Origin of the sequence: Lacinutrix venerupis (assembly GCF_001971745.1) — a bacterium.
Lineage (GTDB): Bacteria > Bacteroidota > Bacteroidia > Flavobacteriales > Flavobacteriaceae > Lacinutrix > Lacinutrix venerupis.
This window is the reverse complement of sequence record NZ_CP019352.1, coordinates 1,589,485-1,609,265: the sequence shown is the minus strand read 5'-3', so window position 1 is coordinate 1,609,265 and position 19,781 is coordinate 1,589,485. Positions and strand designations below refer to the sequence as shown.

18 protein-coding genes and 1 other RNA gene are annotated in these 19,781 nt (G+C 30.5%); 13 read left to right on the top strand and 6 right to left on the bottom strand.

What is annotated here, in order from left to right; translation table 11 throughout:
* Positions 1–28 precede the first annotated feature (28 nt).
* Positions 29–1,171, top strand: coding sequence for a PAS domain-containing sensor histidine kinase (locus BWR22_RS07160; protein ID WP_076732988.1), 1,143 nt, complete (start codon positions 29–31; stop codon positions 1,169–1,171).
* A gap of 155 nt (positions 1,172–1,326) precedes the next feature.
* The gene (locus BWR22_RS07155; RefSeq protein WP_076732986.1) at positions 1,327–2,484 is read left to right on the top strand and encodes a sensor histidine kinase; all 1,158 of its coding nucleotides are present in this window, start codon (positions 1,327–1,329) and stop codon (positions 2,482–2,484) included.
* Positions 2,485–2,533: 49 nt separating this feature from the next.
* Here BWR22_RS07155 and rny read toward each other — a convergent pair whose 3' ends face one another.
* The 4 genes from rny to BWR22_RS07135 form a co-directional block, all read right to left on the bottom strand.
* Complete coding sequence (gene rny, locus BWR22_RS07150; protein ID WP_076734392.1) at positions 2,534–4,108, bottom strand: ribonuclease Y; 1,575 nt, start codon at positions 4,106–4,108, stop codon at positions 2,534–2,536.
* A gap of 52 nt (positions 4,109–4,160) precedes the next feature.
* A non-coding RNA gene (ssrS, locus tag BWR22_RS07145) (6S RNA) lies at positions 4,161–4,281 on the bottom strand.
* Between the two features lie 53 nt (positions 4,282–4,334).
* Positions 4,335–4,628, bottom strand: coding sequence for a cell division protein ZapA (locus BWR22_RS07140; protein WP_076732984.1), 294 nt, complete (start codon positions 4,626–4,628; stop codon positions 4,335–4,337).
* Between the two features lie 16 nt (positions 4,629–4,644).
* The gene (locus BWR22_RS07135) at positions 4,645–4,935 is read right to left on the bottom strand and encodes a hypothetical protein (RefSeq protein ID WP_076732982.1); all 291 of its coding nucleotides are present in this window, start codon (positions 4,933–4,935) and stop codon (positions 4,645–4,647) included.
* A 239-nt stretch (positions 4,936–5,174) separates the two neighbouring features.
* Here BWR22_RS07135 and BWR22_RS07130 point away from each other — a divergent pair, with 239 nt between their 5' ends.
* The 8 genes from BWR22_RS07130 to BWR22_RS07095 all read left to right on the top strand — a co-directional run bounded on the left by BWR22_RS07130 (position 5,175) and on the right by BWR22_RS07095 (position 14,551).
* Complete coding sequence (locus BWR22_RS07130; RefSeq protein WP_076732980.1) at positions 5,175–6,860, top strand: M23 family metallopeptidase; 1,686 nt, start codon at positions 5,175–5,177, stop codon at positions 6,858–6,860.
* Between the two features lie 16 nt (positions 6,861–6,876).
* On the top strand, positions 6,877–9,336 hold the full coding sequence (locus tag BWR22_RS07125; RefSeq protein ID WP_076732978.1) for a TonB-dependent receptor: 2,460 nt from the start codon (positions 6,877–6,879) through the stop codon (positions 9,334–9,336).
* A gap of 230 nt (positions 9,337–9,566) precedes the next feature.
* Positions 9,567–10,034: an SRPBCC family protein gene (locus tag BWR22_RS07120; RefSeq protein ID WP_076732976.1), complete on the top strand. Its 468-nt coding sequence runs from the start codon at positions 9,567–9,569 to the stop codon at positions 10,032–10,034.
* Positions 10,035–10,059: 25 nt separating this feature from the next.
* A complete protein-coding gene (locus tag BWR22_RS07115) occupies positions 10,060–10,464 on the top strand; it encodes a nuclear transport factor 2 family protein (protein WP_076732974.1) in 405 nt (134 codons plus the stop codon).
* A 43-nt stretch (positions 10,465–10,507) separates the two neighbouring features.
* Positions 10,508–11,413, top strand: coding sequence for a helix-turn-helix domain-containing protein (locus tag BWR22_RS07110; protein WP_076732973.1), 906 nt, complete (start codon positions 10,508–10,510; stop codon positions 11,411–11,413).
* A gap of 18 nt (positions 11,414–11,431) precedes the next feature.
* Positions 11,432–11,797 (top strand): EthD domain-containing protein, encoded by a 366-nt coding sequence (locus tag BWR22_RS07105; protein WP_076732971.1) that lies wholly within the window; start codon positions 11,432–11,434, stop codon positions 11,795–11,797.
* Between the two features lie 6 nt (positions 11,798–11,803).
* Positions 11,804–12,472, top strand: coding sequence for an NAD-dependent epimerase/dehydratase family protein (locus tag BWR22_RS07100; protein ID WP_076732970.1), 669 nt, complete (start codon positions 11,804–11,806; stop codon positions 12,470–12,472).
* 234 nt (positions 12,473–12,706) lie between these two features.
* Positions 12,707–14,551: a PLP-dependent aminotransferase family protein gene (locus tag BWR22_RS07095; RefSeq protein WP_076732968.1), complete on the top strand. Its 1,845-nt coding sequence runs from the start codon at positions 12,707–12,709 to the stop codon at positions 14,549–14,551.
* 58 nt (positions 14,552–14,609) lie between these two features.
* Here BWR22_RS07095 and BWR22_RS07090 read toward each other — a convergent pair whose 3' ends face one another.
* Together BWR22_RS07090 and msrA are read right to left on the bottom strand one after the other, a co-directional pair.
* On the bottom strand, positions 14,610–14,912 hold the full coding sequence (locus BWR22_RS07090) for a hypothetical protein (RefSeq protein ID WP_076732966.1): 303 nt from the start codon (positions 14,910–14,912) through the stop codon (positions 14,610–14,612).
* 159 nt (positions 14,913–15,071) lie between these two features.
* Entirely contained in the window at positions 15,072–15,623 is a 552-nt protein-coding gene (msrA, locus tag BWR22_RS07085; protein WP_076732965.1) for a peptide-methionine (S)-S-oxide reductase MsrA, read from the bottom strand.
* Positions 15,624–15,800: 177 nt separating this feature from the next.
* Between msrA and BWR22_RS07080 the strand changes: the two genes are divergently transcribed.
* Genes BWR22_RS07080 through BWR22_RS07070 form a run of 3 tightly spaced genes read left to right on the top strand, consistent with a single transcriptional unit; the run spans position 15,801 to position 19,722 of the window.
* On the top strand, positions 15,801–18,248 hold the full coding sequence (locus BWR22_RS07080; protein WP_076732963.1) for a DUF5916 domain-containing protein: 2,448 nt from the start codon (positions 15,801–15,803) through the stop codon (positions 18,246–18,248).
* 51 nt (positions 18,249–18,299) lie between these two features.
* Positions 18,300–18,974, top strand: coding sequence for an ABC transporter ATP-binding protein (locus tag BWR22_RS07075; RefSeq protein WP_076732962.1), 675 nt, complete (start codon positions 18,300–18,302; stop codon positions 18,972–18,974).
* 58 nt (positions 18,975–19,032) lie between these two features.
* Positions 19,033–19,722 carry an LOG family protein gene (locus tag BWR22_RS07070; protein WP_076732960.1) on the top strand — a complete coding sequence of 230 codons (690 nt, stop codon included), beginning with the start codon at positions 19,033–19,035 and terminating at the stop codon, positions 19,720–19,722.
* Positions 19,723–19,781 lie beyond the last annotated feature (59 nt).

Below are 19,781 nucleotides of genomic sequence, written 5' to 3'. Positions count from 1 at the left end.
TTAAAAATAATTCAATTTAAGATTTGCTATGCTAAAAGCTAATATTAATTTTTTTAAGAACTTAAACGCGCCTGAATCTAACCTTCATAAGCTTCAAAAAGCTTTAGAAATTTCTAAGATTGGTGTTTGGGATTTTGATGGAAAAAACAATAAAGTCTTTTTTTCTAAATCTTCTAAAGCAATTATTGGTTTAGAGGAGGATGACTGTTTTGGCAGCAACATTAACGATTGGAATGACCGCGTACATCCTGATGATAAAAACAAGTATTTTAAAGACTTTAAAAATCATGTTGATGGAAAGACAAAGCTATATATAAATAAACACAGAGTATTGTGTAAAAACGGTAGCTATAAATGGATTTTAGATCAAGGTCAAATAATAAACAATCACAATAAAGATGGCTACATACATTTTGTAGGAACGCACACAGATATTTCTCGACAAATAAAAAATGAAATTAAAACACACAATGCGTTAACTATTGCAACAAAACAAAATAATAAACTTCAAAATTTTGCTCATATTGTAACACATAATCTTAAACAATATTCTGGTAATTTTGAAAGCCTATTAGAATTTTATGATCAAGCTGATACTGCTGAAGAAAAAGAAGAATTAATTACACATTTAAAAGAAGTATCTAATTGCTTAGAAAGAACAATTTTAAATCTTAATAGAATTGTTTGTGTTCAATCTAAAAAGAATACTAGTTTAGAACGACTTAATATTAATAATTTTATAGAACAAACACTTAAGTTATTAGATGTTGTAATTATAGAAAATAGTGCTACAATTAATAACCTTGTTGACCCTAAACTCTACATACAATACAATCCAGCTTATTTAGAAAGTATTATACAAAATTTACTCTCCAATGCAATTAAATACAAACACCCACAAAGAGATCCTGTAATTACAATAAAATCTAAGATAACATCGCATAACATCACTATATCTATAATAGATAATGGTATTGGTATAGATTTAGAAAAATTTGGAAAAGACATTTTTGGATTATACAGAACGTTTCATAATAATAATGATGCCGAAGGCGTAGGTTTATATTTAACAAAAAATCAAATTGAAGCTTTTGGTGGAAAAATAACAGTTGAAAGCGAAGTTAATATGGGTACTACCTTTAATATAATCATGCCTAATAAAAAATTATAATTACATTTTATAATTCTTTTTAGACACCAAAATAAACACTTTAACGTATTTATTTACATTTAATCGTTATTTATTTGTATTTTCGCATCAAATAAAAGCAAAAAAACATTGTTTTTTATATTTGAAACACCCCAAACATACAAATATTATTCTCCATGAATAAAATAAGTAATACCTATGAAGACATTAATGATTATGTAGATTATAATTCTAAAATAATAATCGATAATTTTATTTCTAAATTTGCTTTAGAAAATTCTAATATTGGTGTTTGGGATTTTAATGCTTTAAATAGAACAGTTAATTATTCTATTGAAGCTCAAAAAATATTAGATTTAGAACAATTAGACGACCAAACACAAATTTACAATTGGCAAGATAGAATCCATCCAGAAGATTTAGAAAATGTTCTTAAAAATTTAAAAATTCATTTAGACAATAAAGCTCCTAATTATGTTAGTGAACACAGAATTTTAACTAGAAAAGGGACTTATAAATGGATTAAGGATATTGGAAAAGTTGTTACAAGAGATGCAAATGGTAAGCATATTCGTATAATTGGAACGATAATAGATATTGATAAGCGTAAAAAACAAGAATCCAATATTACCGAGAAGCAAAGTGTAATTAAAAAGCAAAACGAAAAACTTAAAAATTTTGCATTTATAGCTACTCATAATTTAAAATCTCATGCAGCAAATTTTGAAAGTTTATTAAACTTTTATGATGAAGCAAAAAACGACAATGAGAAAAAAGAGGTTATAGACTATTTAAAAACAATAAGTAATTCTTTAACAAAAACTATAAAAGGATTAAATAGAATTGTAAGTACAGAATCTTCAAAAGATAATAATATAGAAACTATTGACGTAAATAGCTTTGTTAACGATGCTATTAAGGCTTTAGAAATTAAAATAAAAAATACTGGAACTATTATAAATAAAGATATTACTAGCAATTTATCATTAGAGCAAAATCCAGCTTATTTTGAAAGTATTTTACAAAACTTAATATCTAATGCTATTAAGTATAGACATAAAGATAGAACTCCTGTAATTAATATTAAATCTCAAATAACAGAAGACCACATTATAATATCATTTAACGATAACGGTTTAGGCATAGACTTAAATAAATATGGAAATGATATTTTTAGTTTATACAAAACGTTTCATAACAACGACAATGCAGAAGGTGTTGGTTTATACCTTACAAAAAACCAAGTGGAAGCTTTCGATGGTGTTATAGAAATAGAAAGTCAAGTAAATATTGGTTCAACATTCACAATAAAATACCCAAATAAAAAAGCTTAGTCTAATAGACTAAGCTTTTTTTTATTTTATAATAGTGTAATATTATATATTATTTAGCAATATTAACTGCTCTAGTTTCTCTAATTACTGTAACTTTTACTTGTCCTGGATACGTCATATCTGTTTGTATTTTTTGAGAAATACTAAACGATAAATCTGCAGCATTTTGATCGTTTACCTTTTCGCTTTCTACAATAACACGTAACTCTCTACCTGCTTGAATAGCGTAAGCTTTCTTTACACCTTGAAATCCAAAGGCTATTTCTTCTAAATCTTTTAAACGTTGTATATAACTATCTAAAACTTGACGTCTAGCACCTGGTCTTGCTCCAGAAATTGCATCGCAAACTTGAATGATTGGCGACAGTAGCGATGTCATTTCTATTTCATCGTGGTGAGCTCCAATAGCATTGCAAACCTCTCCTTTTTCTCCAAATTTTTCAGCCCATTGCATACCTAAAATAGCGTGAGGAGTTTCCATATCTGCTTCAGCATCTGGCACTTTACCTATATCGTGTAATAATCCTGCACGTTTAGCTAATTTAGGATTTAAACCTAATTCTGCAGCCATAACTCCACAAAGTTTTGCAACTTCACGCGAGTGTTGTAATAAATTTTGTCCGTAAGACGAACGGTATTTCATACGCCCAACCATTTTTATTAATTCTGGATGTAGTCCATGAATACCTAAATCTATAACCGTACGCTTACCAACTTCTATAATTTCTTGTTCTATTTGTTTTTGGGTTTTCTTAACCACTTCTTCAATTCGTGCAGGATGTATTCTTCCATCGGTTACTAATTTATGTAAAGATAAACGTGCAATTTCACGTCTTACAGAATCGAAACAAGATAAAATTATAGCTTCTGGTGTATCATCTACAATAATTTCTACTCCTGTTGCTGCCTCAATAGCTCTAATATTTCTTCCTTCTCGGCCAATTATACGGCCTTTAACATCGTCATTCTCTATGTTAAATACAGACACACAATTATCTACAGCTTCTTCTGTACCTATACGTTGTATCGTATTTATTATTATTTTCTTGGCATCTTGTTGGGCAGTTAATTTAGCCTCTTCCATTTTACCTTGAATGTAAGCATTAGCTTCGGTTTTTGCTTCACCTTTAAGCGACTCTATTAACTGTGCTTTAGCATCTTCGGCAGATAAGCTTGATATTACTTCTAATTGCTCTATTTGGCTTCTATGAAGTCTATCTACTTCTTCTTGTTTTTTATCGATAATATCTAAGCGGTGATTGTAATCTTTCTTTTTAGATTCTAATTCTAAGTTTAATTTTTTATTTTTTGCTAGTTCGCTAGAAATTTGAGATTCTTTATCACGCGTGCGCTTTTCAGCATCAGACATTTTCTTTTCGCGACTAGAAATTACTTTCTCGTGCTCTGTTTTTAATTCTAAAAATTTTTCTTTAGACTGTAATAATTTATCTTTTTTAATGCTTTCTCCTTCACTTTTAGCATCTCTTAAAATATTTGATGCTGCTTTTTTTGCATTTTTTATAAGTTTTGAAGCATTATTTTTCTCCATCATTTTTGCTATAACAAAGCCTATAATTGCTCCAATAGCTACACCTGCAATACTAAATATTATTGTATTATCCATTGTTGTTAGTTTAATTGTAAAAAAAAAGCCTACACTAATTTTGGTTTTGTATAAACTCCTTAAAAACATGTTTAGGGCTAACAAGCTGATCAAGTATCTGCCCAAATGGTTTCCCATTAGCAGCACGCTTTTACAACTTTAACTCACCCTTTTTAAAGAATTAACTGTTGAGTTTATCAAAAAAATAATTAATGTAGGCAGTAACCTAATTTTATTTATAAGAACGTTAAGAACTTAAATGTAGTTCTAACATTTGGTTTAAAGTATTTAACTTTTCTTCCACATGTTCATTTACATACTCTTTATCTAAAGTTTTCTGTTCTACTTGAGATGCAAATTGTAATGCACACATAGCCAAAACATCTTGTTTATCTCTAACAGAATAACTTTGCTCAAATTGTTTTATCATAGCATCTATTTTTTTTGCAGCTTTTCGTAAACCTTCTTCCTGACTTGGCGGAATTGTTAAAGGATACACTCTATTTGCTACCGAAAGCTTTATTTTAAGCATTTCTGCCATAATTTGCTATGTTACACTATTCTGAAAGTTGACCTATACAATGGTCTATCTCTCTAATTAATGCGTTTATTTTGAGTTTAGTTTCTCGTTTATCATCGTCACTGCCAAGTATTGTATTCGCCATTTTAAGAGTGTCGTACTTTTCTTTCCAAGCAATAATTTCTAATTCTTGCCTTTTTATAGTACTTTGATATTGCTCTTGAGCTTTAGACAATTTTAAATTAGTTTCCTTTAAAACGGTTTGGTTTTTAAGGACTTTTTCTATTTTTAACTCTAAAGCATCTACAATACCCTCTATATTACTCATCTACAAATATCAATACTTATCTCACAAAGTTAACAGAACAGAACTTATTTAGCAATAGTTTTATCATAAAATTTCAAATAAAATAAAGTAACTCAATTAATTATTATTTAAACTTCAAAAAATCAATACAATGGGCTCGTATTTATTTTTTACTTTGGTATTAATTAGCAATTGTATATTTTAGCATCTATACCAAATACTACTAAAATCCTTAAAATAAATTGGTACACTAAAATCTTATGCGTAAACTTTTTTTGTTTTTTTTTATTAGCTTTTCTGTTTTTTCTCAAAACCAATATCCTCAAGATTATTTTAGGTCTCCTTTAGATATTAACATTGTTCTTGCTGGTACGTTTGCCGAGTTACGCTCTAACCACTTTCACTCTGGTTTAGATATAAAAACAAAACAAATTGAAGGTTTAAAAGTTTATGGAATTGCAGATGGCTATGTAAGTAGAATAAAAATTGCTCATTTTGGATATGGAAAAGCACTATACATAACACACCCTAACGGATATACAAGTGTTTATGCTCATTTACAAAAATTTAGTCCAAAAATTGAAGCTTATATAAAAGCTAAACAATACAATAAAGAGTCTTTTGAAATTGAGGTTTTCCCTACTAACGAAGAATTAAAAATTACAAAAGGAGAAGTTATTGCCTATTCTGGAAACACAGGCAGCTCTTCTGGTCCACATTTACATTTTGAAATTCGAGATAATGCCGAAAGACCTATAAACCCAATGCTTTTTGGTATAGACGTTAAAGACACAACAAAACCAATAGTTTCAAATTTTTACGCATATCCAATTGGTGCAAATTCTCATGTAAACGGTTCTAACAAAAAACAAAAACTTAGAGTAATTCCTCAAAAAAATGGAGACTATAAAATTGAAGATTTAAAAGCCTATGGAACAATTGGCTTTGCCGTAGAAACAATAGACAGACAAGATTTAGCAGCAAACAAAAACGGTGTTTATAATATTTCCACCTATTTAAATGGTATGCAAAATTTTGAAATAGATTTTAGGCGTTTTTCATTTGCCGAAACAAAACACTTAAACCGTTTAATTGATTATTCTCATTACAAATCTGAAAAACAAAAACTTCAGAAATTATTTATTGAAGAAAACAATCCGTTAAGCCTTTATAACAACATAATTGATAATGGTTATATTACAATTCTAGACAGTACAGCTTCAGTTTACAAAACAAAAATTAGCGATTTTAAAGGCAACGAAACCAATGTAGATATTACTATAAAAGGAGATGTAAAAATTCCAGACGATGTTGAAGAAAAAAAAACAACGCAACACTACATACAACATGATCTAGAAGCCGAATTACAACAAGATAAATTTAAAGTGAATTTTTACAAAGACACTTTTTACGATAGCTTCTTTATAGATTTTAATGTTAAAAACGACACACTTACATTACACAAACCTATTATTCCTGTAAAAAAGAGTTTTACTATCTCTTATGATATTAGCAATTTTAAAGAAGAAGATTTAAAACAATTATATATAGCCGAATTAATTGGGTGGAATAACTGGCCAAGTTACTCTCCAACAAAAAGAAAAGGAAATACATTAAGCACTTATACTAAAGATTTAGGAACTTACGTTTTAGCAAGAGACACTGTTGCGCCTACCATTAAACCTATAAACTTTAAAGATGGGAGTTGGCTAAGTAAATACAGGTATTTAAAAGTTAAAATTAACGATAAAGGTACCGGCATTTCAAATTACAGAGCCACTATAAATGGTAAGTGGATATTAATGGAATACAATTACAAAAAGAAAACGTTAACATACGATTTTAATGATGCTGTTAGTACAGAAACAAAAAACAAATTAAAAGTAATAGTTACAGATAACGTAGGAAATAGTACTACATTTGAAACTACTTTTTTTAGGAAATAAATAATAAACTACAACCTTGACTACAAAAACTAACTTACTAAAATTATTAGTATTACTACTTCCTCTTTACACATTAGCACAAACAGCAATTGTAAATGGTGTAATTTTAGACGAAAGTAATTTTCCGCTTCAGGCAGTAAATGTAAAAACCCAAACAGATGGTACAGCTACAAACGATACTGGTTTTTATGAAATTACTATACCATCAAACACAGATGTAACATTAGTATATTCTCACGTTTCTCATAAAAATGTAACCATAACTGTAAATCTAAAAAATGGTGAAGTTTTTGAGTTTAATCCAGTTTTAAAAACCGATGTCGATCAAATTGAAACCATTGTACTTAACGGCAAAAAACGTAAAGACGTACAAGGCATTGTAAACATAGACCCAAAAACACTAATTAAAATTCCTGGAGCTCAAGCTGGTGTAGAAAATTTATTAAAAACACTACCTGGAGTTAGTAGCAATAACGAATTAAGTACACAATATTCTGTACGTGGCGGAAATTTTGATGAGAACCTTGTATACGTTAATGGTATAGAAGTTTACAGACCATTTCTTGTACGTTCTGGACAACAAGAAGGTTTAAGTTTTATAAATAGCGATTTAGTACAAAATGTAGATTTTTCTGCAGGTGGTTTTCAAGCTAAATATGGAGATAAATTATCTTCGGTTTTAGATATTACATACAAAAGACCAAAAGATTTTGCTGTTGCTGCAGATTTAAGCTTACTTGGCGGAAGTCTTGCTGTAGAATCTGCAAGTAAAGATTCTAAATTTACAAGCATAACAGGTTTACGCTATCGGGACAATTCACTCTTAGTACAAGCTAAAGAAACAGAAACCAATTACAATCCTGTATTTGCAGATGTGCAAACGTTTTTAACCTATAGATTTACAGATAAATTTGAATTAAGTTTCCTTGGTAACGCTTCTTTAAACAAATACGATTACGAACCACAAGCCAGACAAACAAATTTTGGAACATTAGATAATCCTGTAGCATTATTAGTAGATTACGAAGGCCAAGAACGTGATAAATACCAAACGCTTTTTGGTGCCTTACAAGCCAGTTACGAGTTAAACGACAAAGTTACTTTAGGCCTGGTTGCTTCTACTTACCATACTATAGAAGAAGAACATTTCGATATTTCTGCACAATACAGTTTAGGTGAAGTTAACAGTAATATTGGCGATGAAGATTTAGGTGAAGTTGAATTTTCCGAAGGTATTGGCGGACAGTTAAACCATGGACGTAACGACATTGATGCCTTAATTACAACTATAGAACATAAAGGAACAGCAAATATTAATGAAAATGAAATTAAATGGTCTGTTAAATACACAAACGAAGACATTAGAGACCGTTTAATAGAATGGGAAGTAATAGACTCGGCAGGATTTTCTATAAATGCACCAGCTGGAGGAATAAACCAAGAACCTTATGAGCCAGACACCTTCCCTATTACTGCTTTTCAAAATGCGAGAGCGAGAAACAATACGCAAATTAATAGAATTCAGGCTTATTTACAATGGAGTAAACGCTCTACTTTGGGCGATGCAGATGTTTGGTACAACGCTGGAGTACGTGCACATAATTGGCAAGTAACAGATAATAATATTAGTGGAGATAATCAATTAGTAGTAAGCCCAAGAGCACAATTTGCTATTAAACCAGATTGGGAAAAAGACATGCTATTTCGCTTAAGTGGTGGTTTATATTACCAACCTCCATTTTATAGAGAATTACGTGATGCAAATGGAACTGTACAACCTAATGTAAAGGCCCAAAAATCGGTACACGTAGTATTAGGAAACGATTTTAGTTTTAAAATGAACGAGCGTCCATTTAAACTATCAACAGAACTGTACTATAAAAACTTAACAGATGTTAATCCATACACCGTAGAAAATGTACGTATTCGTTATGCTGCAGATAATAGCGCTACAGCTTATGCTTATGGTTTAGATATGCGATTAAACGGTGAGTTTGTTCCAGGTACAGAAAGTTGGTTTAGTTTTGGCTATCTTAAAACCGAAGAAAACATTAACAACAGAGGTGATATTGCCAGACCAACAGACCAACGTTTAAAGTTTGCCGCATTATTTCAAGACTATGTACCAAACTTACCAAACTTTAAAATGTATTTAAACTTAGTGTACAATACAGGTTTACCTGGTGGTTCTCCAAGTTATGCAGATAAATACCAATATCAAAACCGTTTGCCAGATTATAAACGTGCAGATATTGGTTTTCAATTTGTACTTGTAGATGCTAAAAAGCAATTTGATAGCGGCTGGAAAAAACCGTTTAAAGATTTATCTTTTGGTTTCGAAATTTTTAATGTTTTCGATGTACAAAATTCTATCACCAATACTTGGGTACGCGATGTATATAGCAAAAGACAATATGCTATACCTAATTACTTAACACCAAGAGTTTTTAATGTAAGAACTACTATGAGGTTTTAAAGCATAACAAAATAAATTACAAATATTGTTTTTTAAAATTTATCCTAGTTGACTTTCTCGGGTTTTAGCTAATTTCTTATATTGTCAAATATAATATGTTTCATATTTAGTCAACATATTGTATGATATTCTATAAATAACAGTAATTTGAATTAGATAATCCGTAATCTGCTTAATTTCTTTCAATAAAAAGCCTGCAATTTTGTGGTATAAAATCACAAACAATTGAAATGGCAAATTCAAAATTAGTTTCTTTCGAACTTTCACACTTCTATCCAAATATAGAACTTCAAAAATTCTGGGAGTTTTTCGTTGACTACAAATGGTATTCTCAATCCGAAATTATGGCGGGAGAAATTGCTGTCCTTAAAGAAGGTACAGACCACCCTCAGGGCTTGGGAGCTGTAAGAAAAATTTTGATTGGAGATATAAATCTTACCGAAGATATCGTTGGTTTTGACCCACCAAATTATTTCAGTTATGCTGTACACGAAGGAGGTATGCCTGTAAATAAATACAGAGGAGAATTTTTCTACGAATCGAAGAATGGCGGAATGTTATGGAAATATAAAGGAAGTTTTGAGTCAAAATATTTCGGTACAGGTTGGTTTTTTAAATGGTTTCTAAAATCAAGAATGAAATCACAATTACCTGTTTGGCAGAAAGGATATAATGCATATCACAATGTAAATGTTTAAACAATAAACATAAAACGAAATTAAAATGGAAAATTTAAAAAGCAATGAAGCTAATAGAGTGTTAGCACAGAAAGTAATAGAAGCAATTAGTAATGATAATTGGGAATATGTAAATGAAGTTTTTGCAGAAGATGCTGTTGTTTGGGTAGCTGGTAGTATGCCAATTTCAGGTACTCACACCAAAGATTTTGTAATAGTAGCAGGTAAAAGAACAAGAGAAGGTTTCCCTGAAGGATTAAGCCTTACTGCAAAAGCTATGACTGTAGAAAGAAGTCGAGTTGCTATTGAAGCCGAATCTCTTGGAAATCATATTAGTGGTAAAACCTACAATAATCATTTTCATATTCTAATGGAAATAAAAGACGGAAAAGTTTGTACTTGGAAAGAATATATGGATACTATGCACGCAAATGAGGTCTTTTTTGGATAAATAATGCAAAGACATTTTAAATGCAAATTATTATATTAACAAGATGGAAGAATTTAGAGAGATAAAATCAATTAGTCAGATGCATCACCTTTTAGGATTGAATAAGCCTATGCATCCTGCTATTTCATTGGTAAATATGAAGGATGTTAAACTTACCAAAGAACTGTTCAATCAAAAATACATCTGGGATTTTTATATGATTTCTTTAAAATTCGAGAATTGCGAACTTCAGTATGGCAGGCAATACTATGATTTTGAAGAAGGCACTTTAGTCTTTAGTTCACCTGGACAAGTATTCGAAGCAAAAAAACAACCTGAAACATTAAATGAAAACGGTTGGGCCTTATACTTTCATTCAGATTTAATTCAAAAATCTGATTTAGGCAAGAACATAAAATCATATGGATTCTTTTCTTATAAGTCCAATGAAGCGCTACATCTATCAGAAAAGGAAAAGGAAAAAATTTCGCGATGCATTGAGGCTATAGAAGACGAATGTCAGCAAAATATAGACAAACATAGTCAAACCGTCATTGTTTCTAATTTGGAATTATTACTCAACTATTGTAATCGATTTTACGACCGTCAATTTTATACGCGAAGTACACACCAACAGGATGTTGTAAAAAAAATCGAAGAATTATTGGTCGATTTCTTTAATTCGGACAATTCCATACAACAAGGGATTCCAACCGTAAAATTTTGTGCAGACCAAGTGAATCTTTCACCAAACTATTTGAGTGATTTACTGAAAAAAGAAACAGGAAAGAATACACAAGAGCATATCCATTTTCACCTTATTGAAAAAGCCAAAAATCTATTATTGTCATCAAATGCATCCGTAAGTGGTATTGCATACGATTTAGGTTTTGAATATCCTCAGTCCTTTGGAACCCTTTTTAAAAAGAAAGTTGGCATGTCGCCAAACAAATACAGACAATTAAATTAATTCTAAAGCAAAAAAACAATGGTAAAATATTTAACATTCGCAAAGCGAAAAGACGGAATGTCTCACGAAGATTTTGCTCACTACTATGCAAACCAACATACACCTTTATGTGTTGAACTTCTTCCTATTTTAAAAAAATGTACCATAAGAAGAAATTTTCTTTTGGGTAACCAGATAATTTACCCTCAAGACTTTTCAGGAGAATTAGAATATGATGTAGTAACAGAATCTATTTGGTCTGACCCAAAGGATTTCAATCAATTTCTAGAAGATATTAATAACACGGAAATTCAGGCAAAGATCAATGAAGACGAAAAGAACCTTTTTAAACCAGGCTCTATTCGAGTAGTTATGGTTGAAGTTTCCGAACATAAAAACGAATAACTTGTTATGAAAGTTATACTAACAGGTTCAACTGGTATGGTAGGCAAGGGAGTTTTGTTGGAATGTATAGATAATGAAACAGTTGAAAAGATTTTATTAATCAACAGAAACCCAATTGACATTTCTCATCCCAAGATAAAAGAAATTTTGCATCAGGATTTTACAAATTTCAACAACATTAAAGCAGAATTCAAAGACTATGATGCTTGTTTTCATTGTATGGGCGTATCATCTGCTGGTATATCTGAAGAAAGGTATTATAAACTCACTTTTACAATTTCTGAAGCATTAGCTAATACAATTTACAATGTAAATCCTAATATACTTTTTACATATGTTTCAGGTGCAGGAACAGACAGTTCTGAGCAAGGTAACTCAATGTGGGCAAGAGTAAAAGGCAAAACCGAAAATTTTATTTTAAACAAAGGTTTTAAGGATGCTTATGCGTTTAGACCAGGAGCTATTTTACCTGAACGTGGTGTGAAATCTAAAACTAAACTGTATAATTTTTTCTATGTTATCACTAAACCCATTTTTCCTTTATTAAAAAGAATGAAGTCAGTAACAACCACTTCTAGAATTGGGCGAGCAATGATTAATTTAGACAATAACCCTCATCCCCTAAAACATTTGGAAGGTGCTGATATAAATAAGATTGCCAAAATAATAGGATAAATGCACAGCACACAACAGTGAAAATAAACAATAGCGGTTTGAATTCTAACTTGAACCGCTTTTTTTATTTTATTAGATAAAAAAAAGCCTACAAAATATATAACTACTAAAAAAACACGGAAATAGAAAACTAAATTATATCTTAATATATAGCCAACTATTTCATAAAGTCTCACTTCTACTCTATCAAAACCTTAGATTCTTGTATATTTGCTGTCTTAAAAAAGTAAGAAAATGCAAAACAATACAATGCTAAATTATATAAATAATGTTTTAGAAAATATGCCTTTAGATTGGTTAAAGCTAACAACCCATCGATTGGATATATACAACGAGGCATTAGCAAAAACACAGTTTTTAGAGCAATTTGAAATTTTATATAATAATAACAATTATAGCACTTCAGAATTAGAAAAATTACCAACAGCTTACGATTATATTAGATTAGGTCATCCATTATCTTGTATATTAGAATGGACCGTTGGAAAATTAAATAATATAGCACCAGAAAACGTAATTAGCTTTGCATCGCAAACCATGCCTATTTTAGCTATTCTTAGGAAAAACAGCTTTAATAATAAAAACACACAAATAGTTTATACTGAAACTTTACCAGATTGTTTTAATGAAGCTATTTTAAAAAATGTGTATGGTTATCCTTTTAATTTAAAAAAAGTTGACAAAGCAGAAGATGTTTCGACCTTTAACGGTAGTACTATTTTTATTTCTAATCAAGAGAATATTAACACCGTAGCGCTTACACCAAACATCGATTTTTACATTAATTTACAAAATAATATTGGTAGTATTCTAATTGTAAATGGCAAAGACAACAGTGATTATATTTCAGAAATCCAGCATGTAAGACGTCGCGAAACCATTGCCATGACACCTAGCAATGTAAATATAGTTTTAAAAGCAATAGCTTTACAATCGTCTTACAACAACCAAGTTAATGTAGATAAAACAAGTAAAACAGAAGTGTTAAGCTTAATTAATAAAATTTCTGGGTCTAATACTAAAGCTTTAGTAGCATCAAGTGGCCTATCTATTCAATATGCTATTTTAATGGGCTTAATTCATGATGCTTTAGAGCATAATCCAGAAAAAGCTATAAAAATTGTTGTGCCTCCAAATTGTTATGGCGGTACAAACGACCAAGCAAGACGTGTTGCTGCAAGTATAGATAATGTAGAAATTGTAGATTTACCTGTAGATGGCGATGCAGATATGGTTAATAGTATTGATCGTGTCTTAAATACAATTGCAGAGCAAGATGCAATACCTTACATTATTGCAGAAATCCCAACCAATCCACGTGTAGAAGTCCCTAATCTTACAGCGTTAAAAGAAGCACTAACTAAAGTACGAAAAACTAAAAATGGCGATACTGCCATAGATCCTGTTTTTATTTTAGACCAAACATTTTGTCCTAATGTACAATTTTTAGGTGAAGGTAAAATACTTTCAACCGTTAGAACAATTTCATTTGCAAGTGGCTCTAAATTTCCAAGTGGTGGACAATGTACCGCTGGATATTGTGTAGGAAATACAAAAACAGAATCGTTAATAGAAAAAATAGAAATGCATCTTACGCTTTGCGATAACGAAGCCACATCGCTGCAATATCAAATATTAGCAAAGCAAATGCCATCAATGAATCAAAGAATTATTGATGCTTATAAAAACACACGCGAATTTGTAAACTTTATAAATGAAGTGTTACCAGAAGCTAAAATAAACTTTGTCTCAGAAACCTTAGCAGAACAAGAATTTATGCCTTCAGTTTTTTCTTTAGATTTGCCTACAAAAGGAAACACTAGCGAGGAACAAGAAACATATAAAAGAGCATTAAATTTAAAACTCATTAATTTAATGATTACCGAAATTCCTAACGAAAGTAAATTTTGTGTAAGTTATGGGCAATTAAAAGGCTGCTACTGGACAGTGCCTGCAACATCTACACAAGGTACAACTAAGGAAGGAGATAAAGACTATATTGTTCGCGCTTCTTTATCTGCAAATATGGATTTAGAAAAACATAAAGAAGTGCTTTTAAAATTTGTTAAAAGCCTTTAATCTATATAAAAAAAGCACTCTACGGAGTGCTTTTAATTTTTATAACATATCGATTATATTAACTAACTTCAATAACCGTTTCTTTCGTTTTTGTTTTAAAAACGTATGTATATAACCACATTAGTGTAAATGTTGGTATAACATCTAATCCTGGCATTGCTTCTTCTATAAAAGAAACTGCTGCACCTAATTTTCCTGCATTACCCTTATAAAGTTTAGTCATTAAATATGCTGAAGCTGGAGCCCAAACAACATCTATTATCTCTCCTATTCCGGGAATAATAAAACTGGCATATCCTACAGCATCAAAAATAATACTGGCTGCTAAAATTTTGTATTTGTTAGTGTTTTCTAAATTCATTGTGTTGTAATTTTGTTAATACTTTTTATAAATCAAATAGTGTTCCGTTTTTTACTTATATCATAAAAAAACTATTAAAACCACTAAATTTAAAACCTATAATCATCTATTAGTAAAGGTTTTACAGTATTTGTTACAAAACAATTAAATTAAAAAATGCTAAGTAGTAGGTTTTAACTTATTACTATAATAAGTATTAAGTTTTTTAAGTTTAGGATGGATAACAAATTGGCAATAAGAATTTTCTTTATTACGTTCGTAAAATTCATGATGCTCTTGTTCTGCTCTATAAAACACATCAAAAGCAGTAACTTCGGTAACAATAGTATCATCAAAAATCTGCTCGCTATCTAAATGTTTTATAAATGCTTCAGCTTGATGTTTTTGTTCTTCATTATGATAGAATATAGCCGAACGATATTGTGTACCAATATCATGACCTTGTCTATTTAATGTTGTTGGATCATGAGTTGCAAAAAATATTTCTAATAACTCTATATAACTAATCTTATTAGAATTATAGTATAACTGTATAGCTTCAGCATGTCCTGTTCTTCCAGTAGTAATTTCGCGATAAGCAGGATTTTTAATATGTCCGCCAGTAAATCCAGAAACCACTTGCTCTACACCTACTACTCTATTAAAAACAGCTTCGGTACACCAAAAACATCCATTTGCAAAAGTTGCTATATTTAAATTGTTCTTTTCCATAATTTAAATTTAATTAAAAAAGTCCGTTTTTAAAGCATAACCTTACTTTACCAATATTATTTAACTTTTTTTTGTGAAATAAAAGCAACTACAAAATTAGATTTGTCACCGAAAACTGTAACAATTAAAAATTTCGCAAGTCTTTAAACTACAAATACTAACTAACCAATTTCTTTAATGAAACTTTTTTCGACTATTTTATTCGCCTTTGTTTTCACAATATCATTAAGTGCTCAAAACAAAAAAACTTATACGATTACCCGAACTAATAATGCTCCAAAAATTGATGGTATTCTAGATGATGAGGTTTGGAAAACAGCACAAATAGCTACAGATTTTGTACAATTTAAGCCAACTGCTGGTAAAATAATGCCAAAAAACAAAAGAACAGAGGTTAAAATGAGTTACGACGATTCTGGAATTTACATTGCAGCCTATTTGTATGATAATCCTGAAGATATGTTAAGACAATTTACACAACGTGATGATTTTGGACAGTCAGATTTTTTTGGTGCTGTATTTAACCCAAATAATGACGCTCAAAACAATACAGAATTTTTTGTATTTAGTTCTGGAACACAAGCCGATGCTACCGAAACGCCAAGCAACGGTGAAGATTTTGGATGGAATGCCGTTTGGGAAAGCGCAACACAAACCGTTAGTGATGGTTGGATTGTAGAAATGAAAATTCCCTACAGAACTTTAAGATTTACACAACAAGACAACCCAACTTGGGGCATTCAATTTCATAGACATTATAGAAACACACGTGAGCAAACATCATGGAACGCAATAGACATTACTAGTGGTGCTAATATTGGTTTTTTTAATGGAGAATTAAATGGTTTAAAAAACTTAGAACCTCCTACTCGATTAAGTTTCTATCCGTTTGCTTCTTTTGTTACAGATAGTTTTGATGGAGAAACCATAAACGATTTTAATGCAGGTTTAGATATTAAATACGGTATAACAGAAAATTTTACACTTGATGCTACATTAATTCCAGATTTTAGTCAAGTTGGTTTTGATGATGTTCAGCTTAATTTAGGACCATTCGAGCAACAATTTTCTGAGCAAAGACAATTCTTTACAGAAGGTACCGATTTATTTACAAAAGGAAATTTATTCTATACAAGACGTGTAGGTAGCGCGCCTACAGGTTACCCAACACTAAATAGCAACGAAGAAATTGTTGATGGTTATCCACAAAAAACAAATTTACTAAATGCTGTAAAAATTTCTGGAAGAACTAAAAACGGCTTAGGAATAGGTTTTTTTAATGCTATAACCGAAAAAACAGACATCGACATTATAGACAAAACAACTGGCCAAAAACGCACAGAAACAGTAGAGCCTATCTCTAACTATAACATTCTAGTTGTAGACCAACAGTTTAACAAAAACTCTTCAGTAAGTTTAATAAATACAAATGTAACTAGAAATGGATCTAATTTTAGAGATGCTAATGTTACAGGATTATTATTCGATTTAAAAAACAAAAAAAACACCTATGGAGCCGAAGCTCAAATAAAAATGAGTAACCTTAACTTACAAGATGGTACACAAACAGGATTAAGCTCTTTACTTGCATTTGGTAAAAATAGCGGACAGTATAGATGGAGTGCTTACCATGAATTTGCAGACAAAGATTACGATATTAACGATATGGGAATCTTGTTTAGAAATAACTATAATAATTTTGGAGCAGAATTTAATTATCAAATTTTTGAACCTACAAAAAATCTAAACAACTTTTACATTGGCACTTGGGCTAACTATAATAGCTTATTTAGACCAGGAACTTTTACAGGCTTCAATTTTGGCGGAAGTGTTTCAGCAACAGGAAAAAAGAGTTTAATGGGTTATGGTGGTAATTTTAATGTACAACCTGGCAAACAGTATGATTATTTTGGGCCTCGAGTAGATGGTCGTTATTTTATAACTGAAGACTGGTTAAATAGTAGCGTATGGATATCTTCTAATTACAATAAAACATTTGCCTTAGATGCAAACTTAGGTTACGAAACTTTATTTGAAGAAGGAAGATCTTACCAAAGTGTATTTTTTGGTTTATCACCTAGATTTAAGGTAAACGAAAAATTTATTGTGGTTTACGAGTTCGATTACGACCAAGAACTTAGAGAAAGAGGGTTTATAGATTTTATTGGAGACGATATTATTTACGGACAACGCGATCAAATTACAATAGAAAACGGCATCTCTGCTAGCTATAATTTTAATGCCTTAAATAGTTTAACTTTAAGTTTTAGAAACTATTGGAGTGCAGTACAATACGAAAATAACATTTTTGTATTAGGCGAAAATGGAAGGCTAAATAGAGACGATAATTACACAAAAGAAGACATAGAAGATCCAGATGTGAACTTTAGTACATGGAACTTAAACTTAACATACTCATGGCAATTTGCTCCTGGAAGCTTTTTAACAGCCCAATATAGAAATCGTATTTTTAATAGAAGTAACGATGGAGCTCAAGCTTTTCAAGACACTCTTGAGGATTTATTTAACCAGCCTTCTGGCAATACCTTCTCTCTTAAAATGGTTTATTTTATAGATTACAATAATATTAAAAACGTATTTAAAAATAAATCTAATACCATTTAAAAGTTGTGCATTTGTTAGTAAAGTAGTATTTTCAGCCTCTTAATTTTGCATATGATTAAAGCTGAAAATATTCATAAATATTACGATGAATTACACGTACTAAAAGGCGTAAATGTTCTTATTAAAAAAGGAGAAGTTGTATCTATTGTTGGCGCATCGGGTGCAGGAAAAACTACTTTATTACAAATTTTAGGAACCTTAGATGGAATTTCTAAAACCGAAAAAGCTTCTCTAATTATTAATGGAGAAAACATTAGTACGCTTTCCGAAAAGAAATTAGCTAAATTTAGAAATGAAAATATTGGCTTCATATTTCAATTTCATCAATTATTACCAGAATTTACTGCATTAGAAAATGTTTGTATTCCAGCATTTATAAAAAAAACACCTAAAGCCGAAGCGACTAAACGTGCCAAAGAATTATTAGATTTTTTAGGACTTGAAAATAGATACAATCATAAACCTAACGAATTATCTGGAGGAGAACAACAACGTGTTGCAGTAGCAAGAGCGTTAATTAACAATCCTAGCCTTATTTTTGCCGATGAACCTTCTGGAAATCTTGATAGCGAAAGCGCAGAAAACTTACACAGTTTATTTTTTAAATTACGTGATGAGTTTGGACAAACATTTGTAATTGTAACCCATAATGAAGAATTAGCAAACTTAGCAGACAGGAAACTAGTTATGGTAGATGGCACAATAAGTAACCAAACAACTATTTAATAATTGTAAGTTTACAACAAAATTTAAGACATAAAATATACTCAATTAAAATAAAAACATGAGAAAAGAACAACATCACAAAGGTTGGAACGAAAACAAAACAAACGATTCTTGGGCAATTTTCAAGATCATGGGAGAATTTGTAAATGGATTTGAAAAAATGAGTCAAATAGGACCTTGTGTCTCTATTTTTGGTTCTGCAAGAACAAAACCAGATCACAAGTACTATAAATTAGCCGAAAGTGTAGCTAAACAAATTTGCGAAGCAGGTTATGGCGTTATTACAGGAGGTGGACCAGGTATTATGGAAGCTGGAAATAAAGGAGCTCATTTAGCTGGAGGAACATCAGTAGGTTTAAACATCGATTTACCTTTCGAGCAACACGATAATCCTTATATAGATGGAGATAAAAGTTTAGATTTCGACTATTTCTTTGTAAGAAAAGTTATGTTCGTTAAATATTCTCAAGGTTTTGTTGTAATGCCTGGAGGTTTTGGAACTTTAGACGAGTTATTTGAAGCGATTACACTTATACAAACCAATAAAATTGAAAAATTTCCAATTATTTTAGTAGGTACAGATTTCTGGGCAGGATTAATTGACTGGATTAAAGAAACTGTTTTAGGAAAATTTACAAACGTAAGTGCTGGAGATTTAGACTTAATTCACTTAGTAGATACCGAAGACGAAGTTGTAGCAATATTAGACGCATTCTATAAAGAATACGGTTTAAGCCCTAACTTCTAAAAAATTAATAAAACCAAAATGTATTTAATACGTATATAGATTAACAGCGGTAATACAAT

What these genes read in the sequence shown, in the direction of transcription:
- BWR22_RS07160 (WP_076732988.1), top strand. Translation starts at nt 29, where the DNA reads ATGCTAAAAGCTAATATTAATTTTTTTAAGAACTTAAACGCGCCTGAA.
- BWR22_RS07155 (WP_076732986.1), top strand. Translation starts at nt 1,327, where the DNA reads ATGAATAAAATAAGTAATACCTATGAAGACATTAATGATTATGTAGAT.
- rny (WP_076734392.1), bottom strand. Translation starts at nt 4,108, where the DNA reads ATGGATAATACAATAATATTTAGTATTGCAGGTGTAGCTATTGGAGCA.
- BWR22_RS07140 (WP_076732984.1), bottom strand. Translation starts at nt 4,628, where the DNA reads ATGGCAGAAATGCTTAAAATAAAGCTTTCGGTAGCAAATAGAGTGTAT.
- BWR22_RS07135 (WP_076732982.1), bottom strand. Translation starts at nt 4,935, where the DNA reads ATGAGTAATATAGAGGGTATTGTAGATGCTTTAGAGTTAAAAATAGAA.
- BWR22_RS07130 (WP_076732980.1), top strand. Translation starts at nt 5,175, where the DNA reads ATGCGTAAACTTTTTTTGTTTTTTTTTATTAGCTTTTCTGTTTTTTCT.
- BWR22_RS07120 (WP_076732976.1), top strand. Translation starts at nt 9,567, where the DNA reads ATGGCAAATTCAAAATTAGTTTCTTTCGAACTTTCACACTTCTATCCA.
- BWR22_RS07115 (WP_076732974.1), top strand. Translation starts at nt 10,060, where the DNA reads ATGGAAAATTTAAAAAGCAATGAAGCTAATAGAGTGTTAGCACAGAAA.
- BWR22_RS07110 (WP_076732973.1), top strand. Translation starts at nt 10,508, where the DNA reads ATGGAAGAATTTAGAGAGATAAAATCAATTAGTCAGATGCATCACCTT.
- BWR22_RS07105 (WP_076732971.1), top strand. Translation starts at nt 11,432, where the DNA reads ATGGTAAAATATTTAACATTCGCAAAGCGAAAAGACGGAATGTCTCAC.
- BWR22_RS07100 (WP_076732970.1), top strand. Translation starts at nt 11,804, where the DNA reads ATGAAAGTTATACTAACAGGTTCAACTGGTATGGTAGGCAAGGGAGTT.
- BWR22_RS07095 (WP_076732968.1), top strand. Translation starts at nt 12,707, where the DNA reads ATGCAAAACAATACAATGCTAAATTATATAAATAATGTTTTAGAAAAT.
- BWR22_RS07090 (WP_076732966.1), bottom strand. Translation starts at nt 14,912, where the DNA reads ATGAATTTAGAAAACACTAACAAATACAAAATTTTAGCAGCCAGTATT.
- msrA (WP_076732965.1), bottom strand. Translation starts at nt 15,623, where the DNA reads ATGGAAAAGAACAATTTAAATATAGCAACTTTTGCAAATGGATGTTTT.
- BWR22_RS07080 (WP_076732963.1), top strand. Translation starts at nt 15,801, where the DNA reads ATGAAACTTTTTTCGACTATTTTATTCGCCTTTGTTTTCACAATATCA.
- BWR22_RS07075 (WP_076732962.1), top strand. Translation starts at nt 18,300, where the DNA reads ATGATTAAAGCTGAAAATATTCATAAATATTACGATGAATTACACGTA.
- BWR22_RS07070 (WP_076732960.1), top strand. Translation starts at nt 19,033, where the DNA reads ATGAGAAAAGAACAACATCACAAAGGTTGGAACGAAAACAAAACAAAC.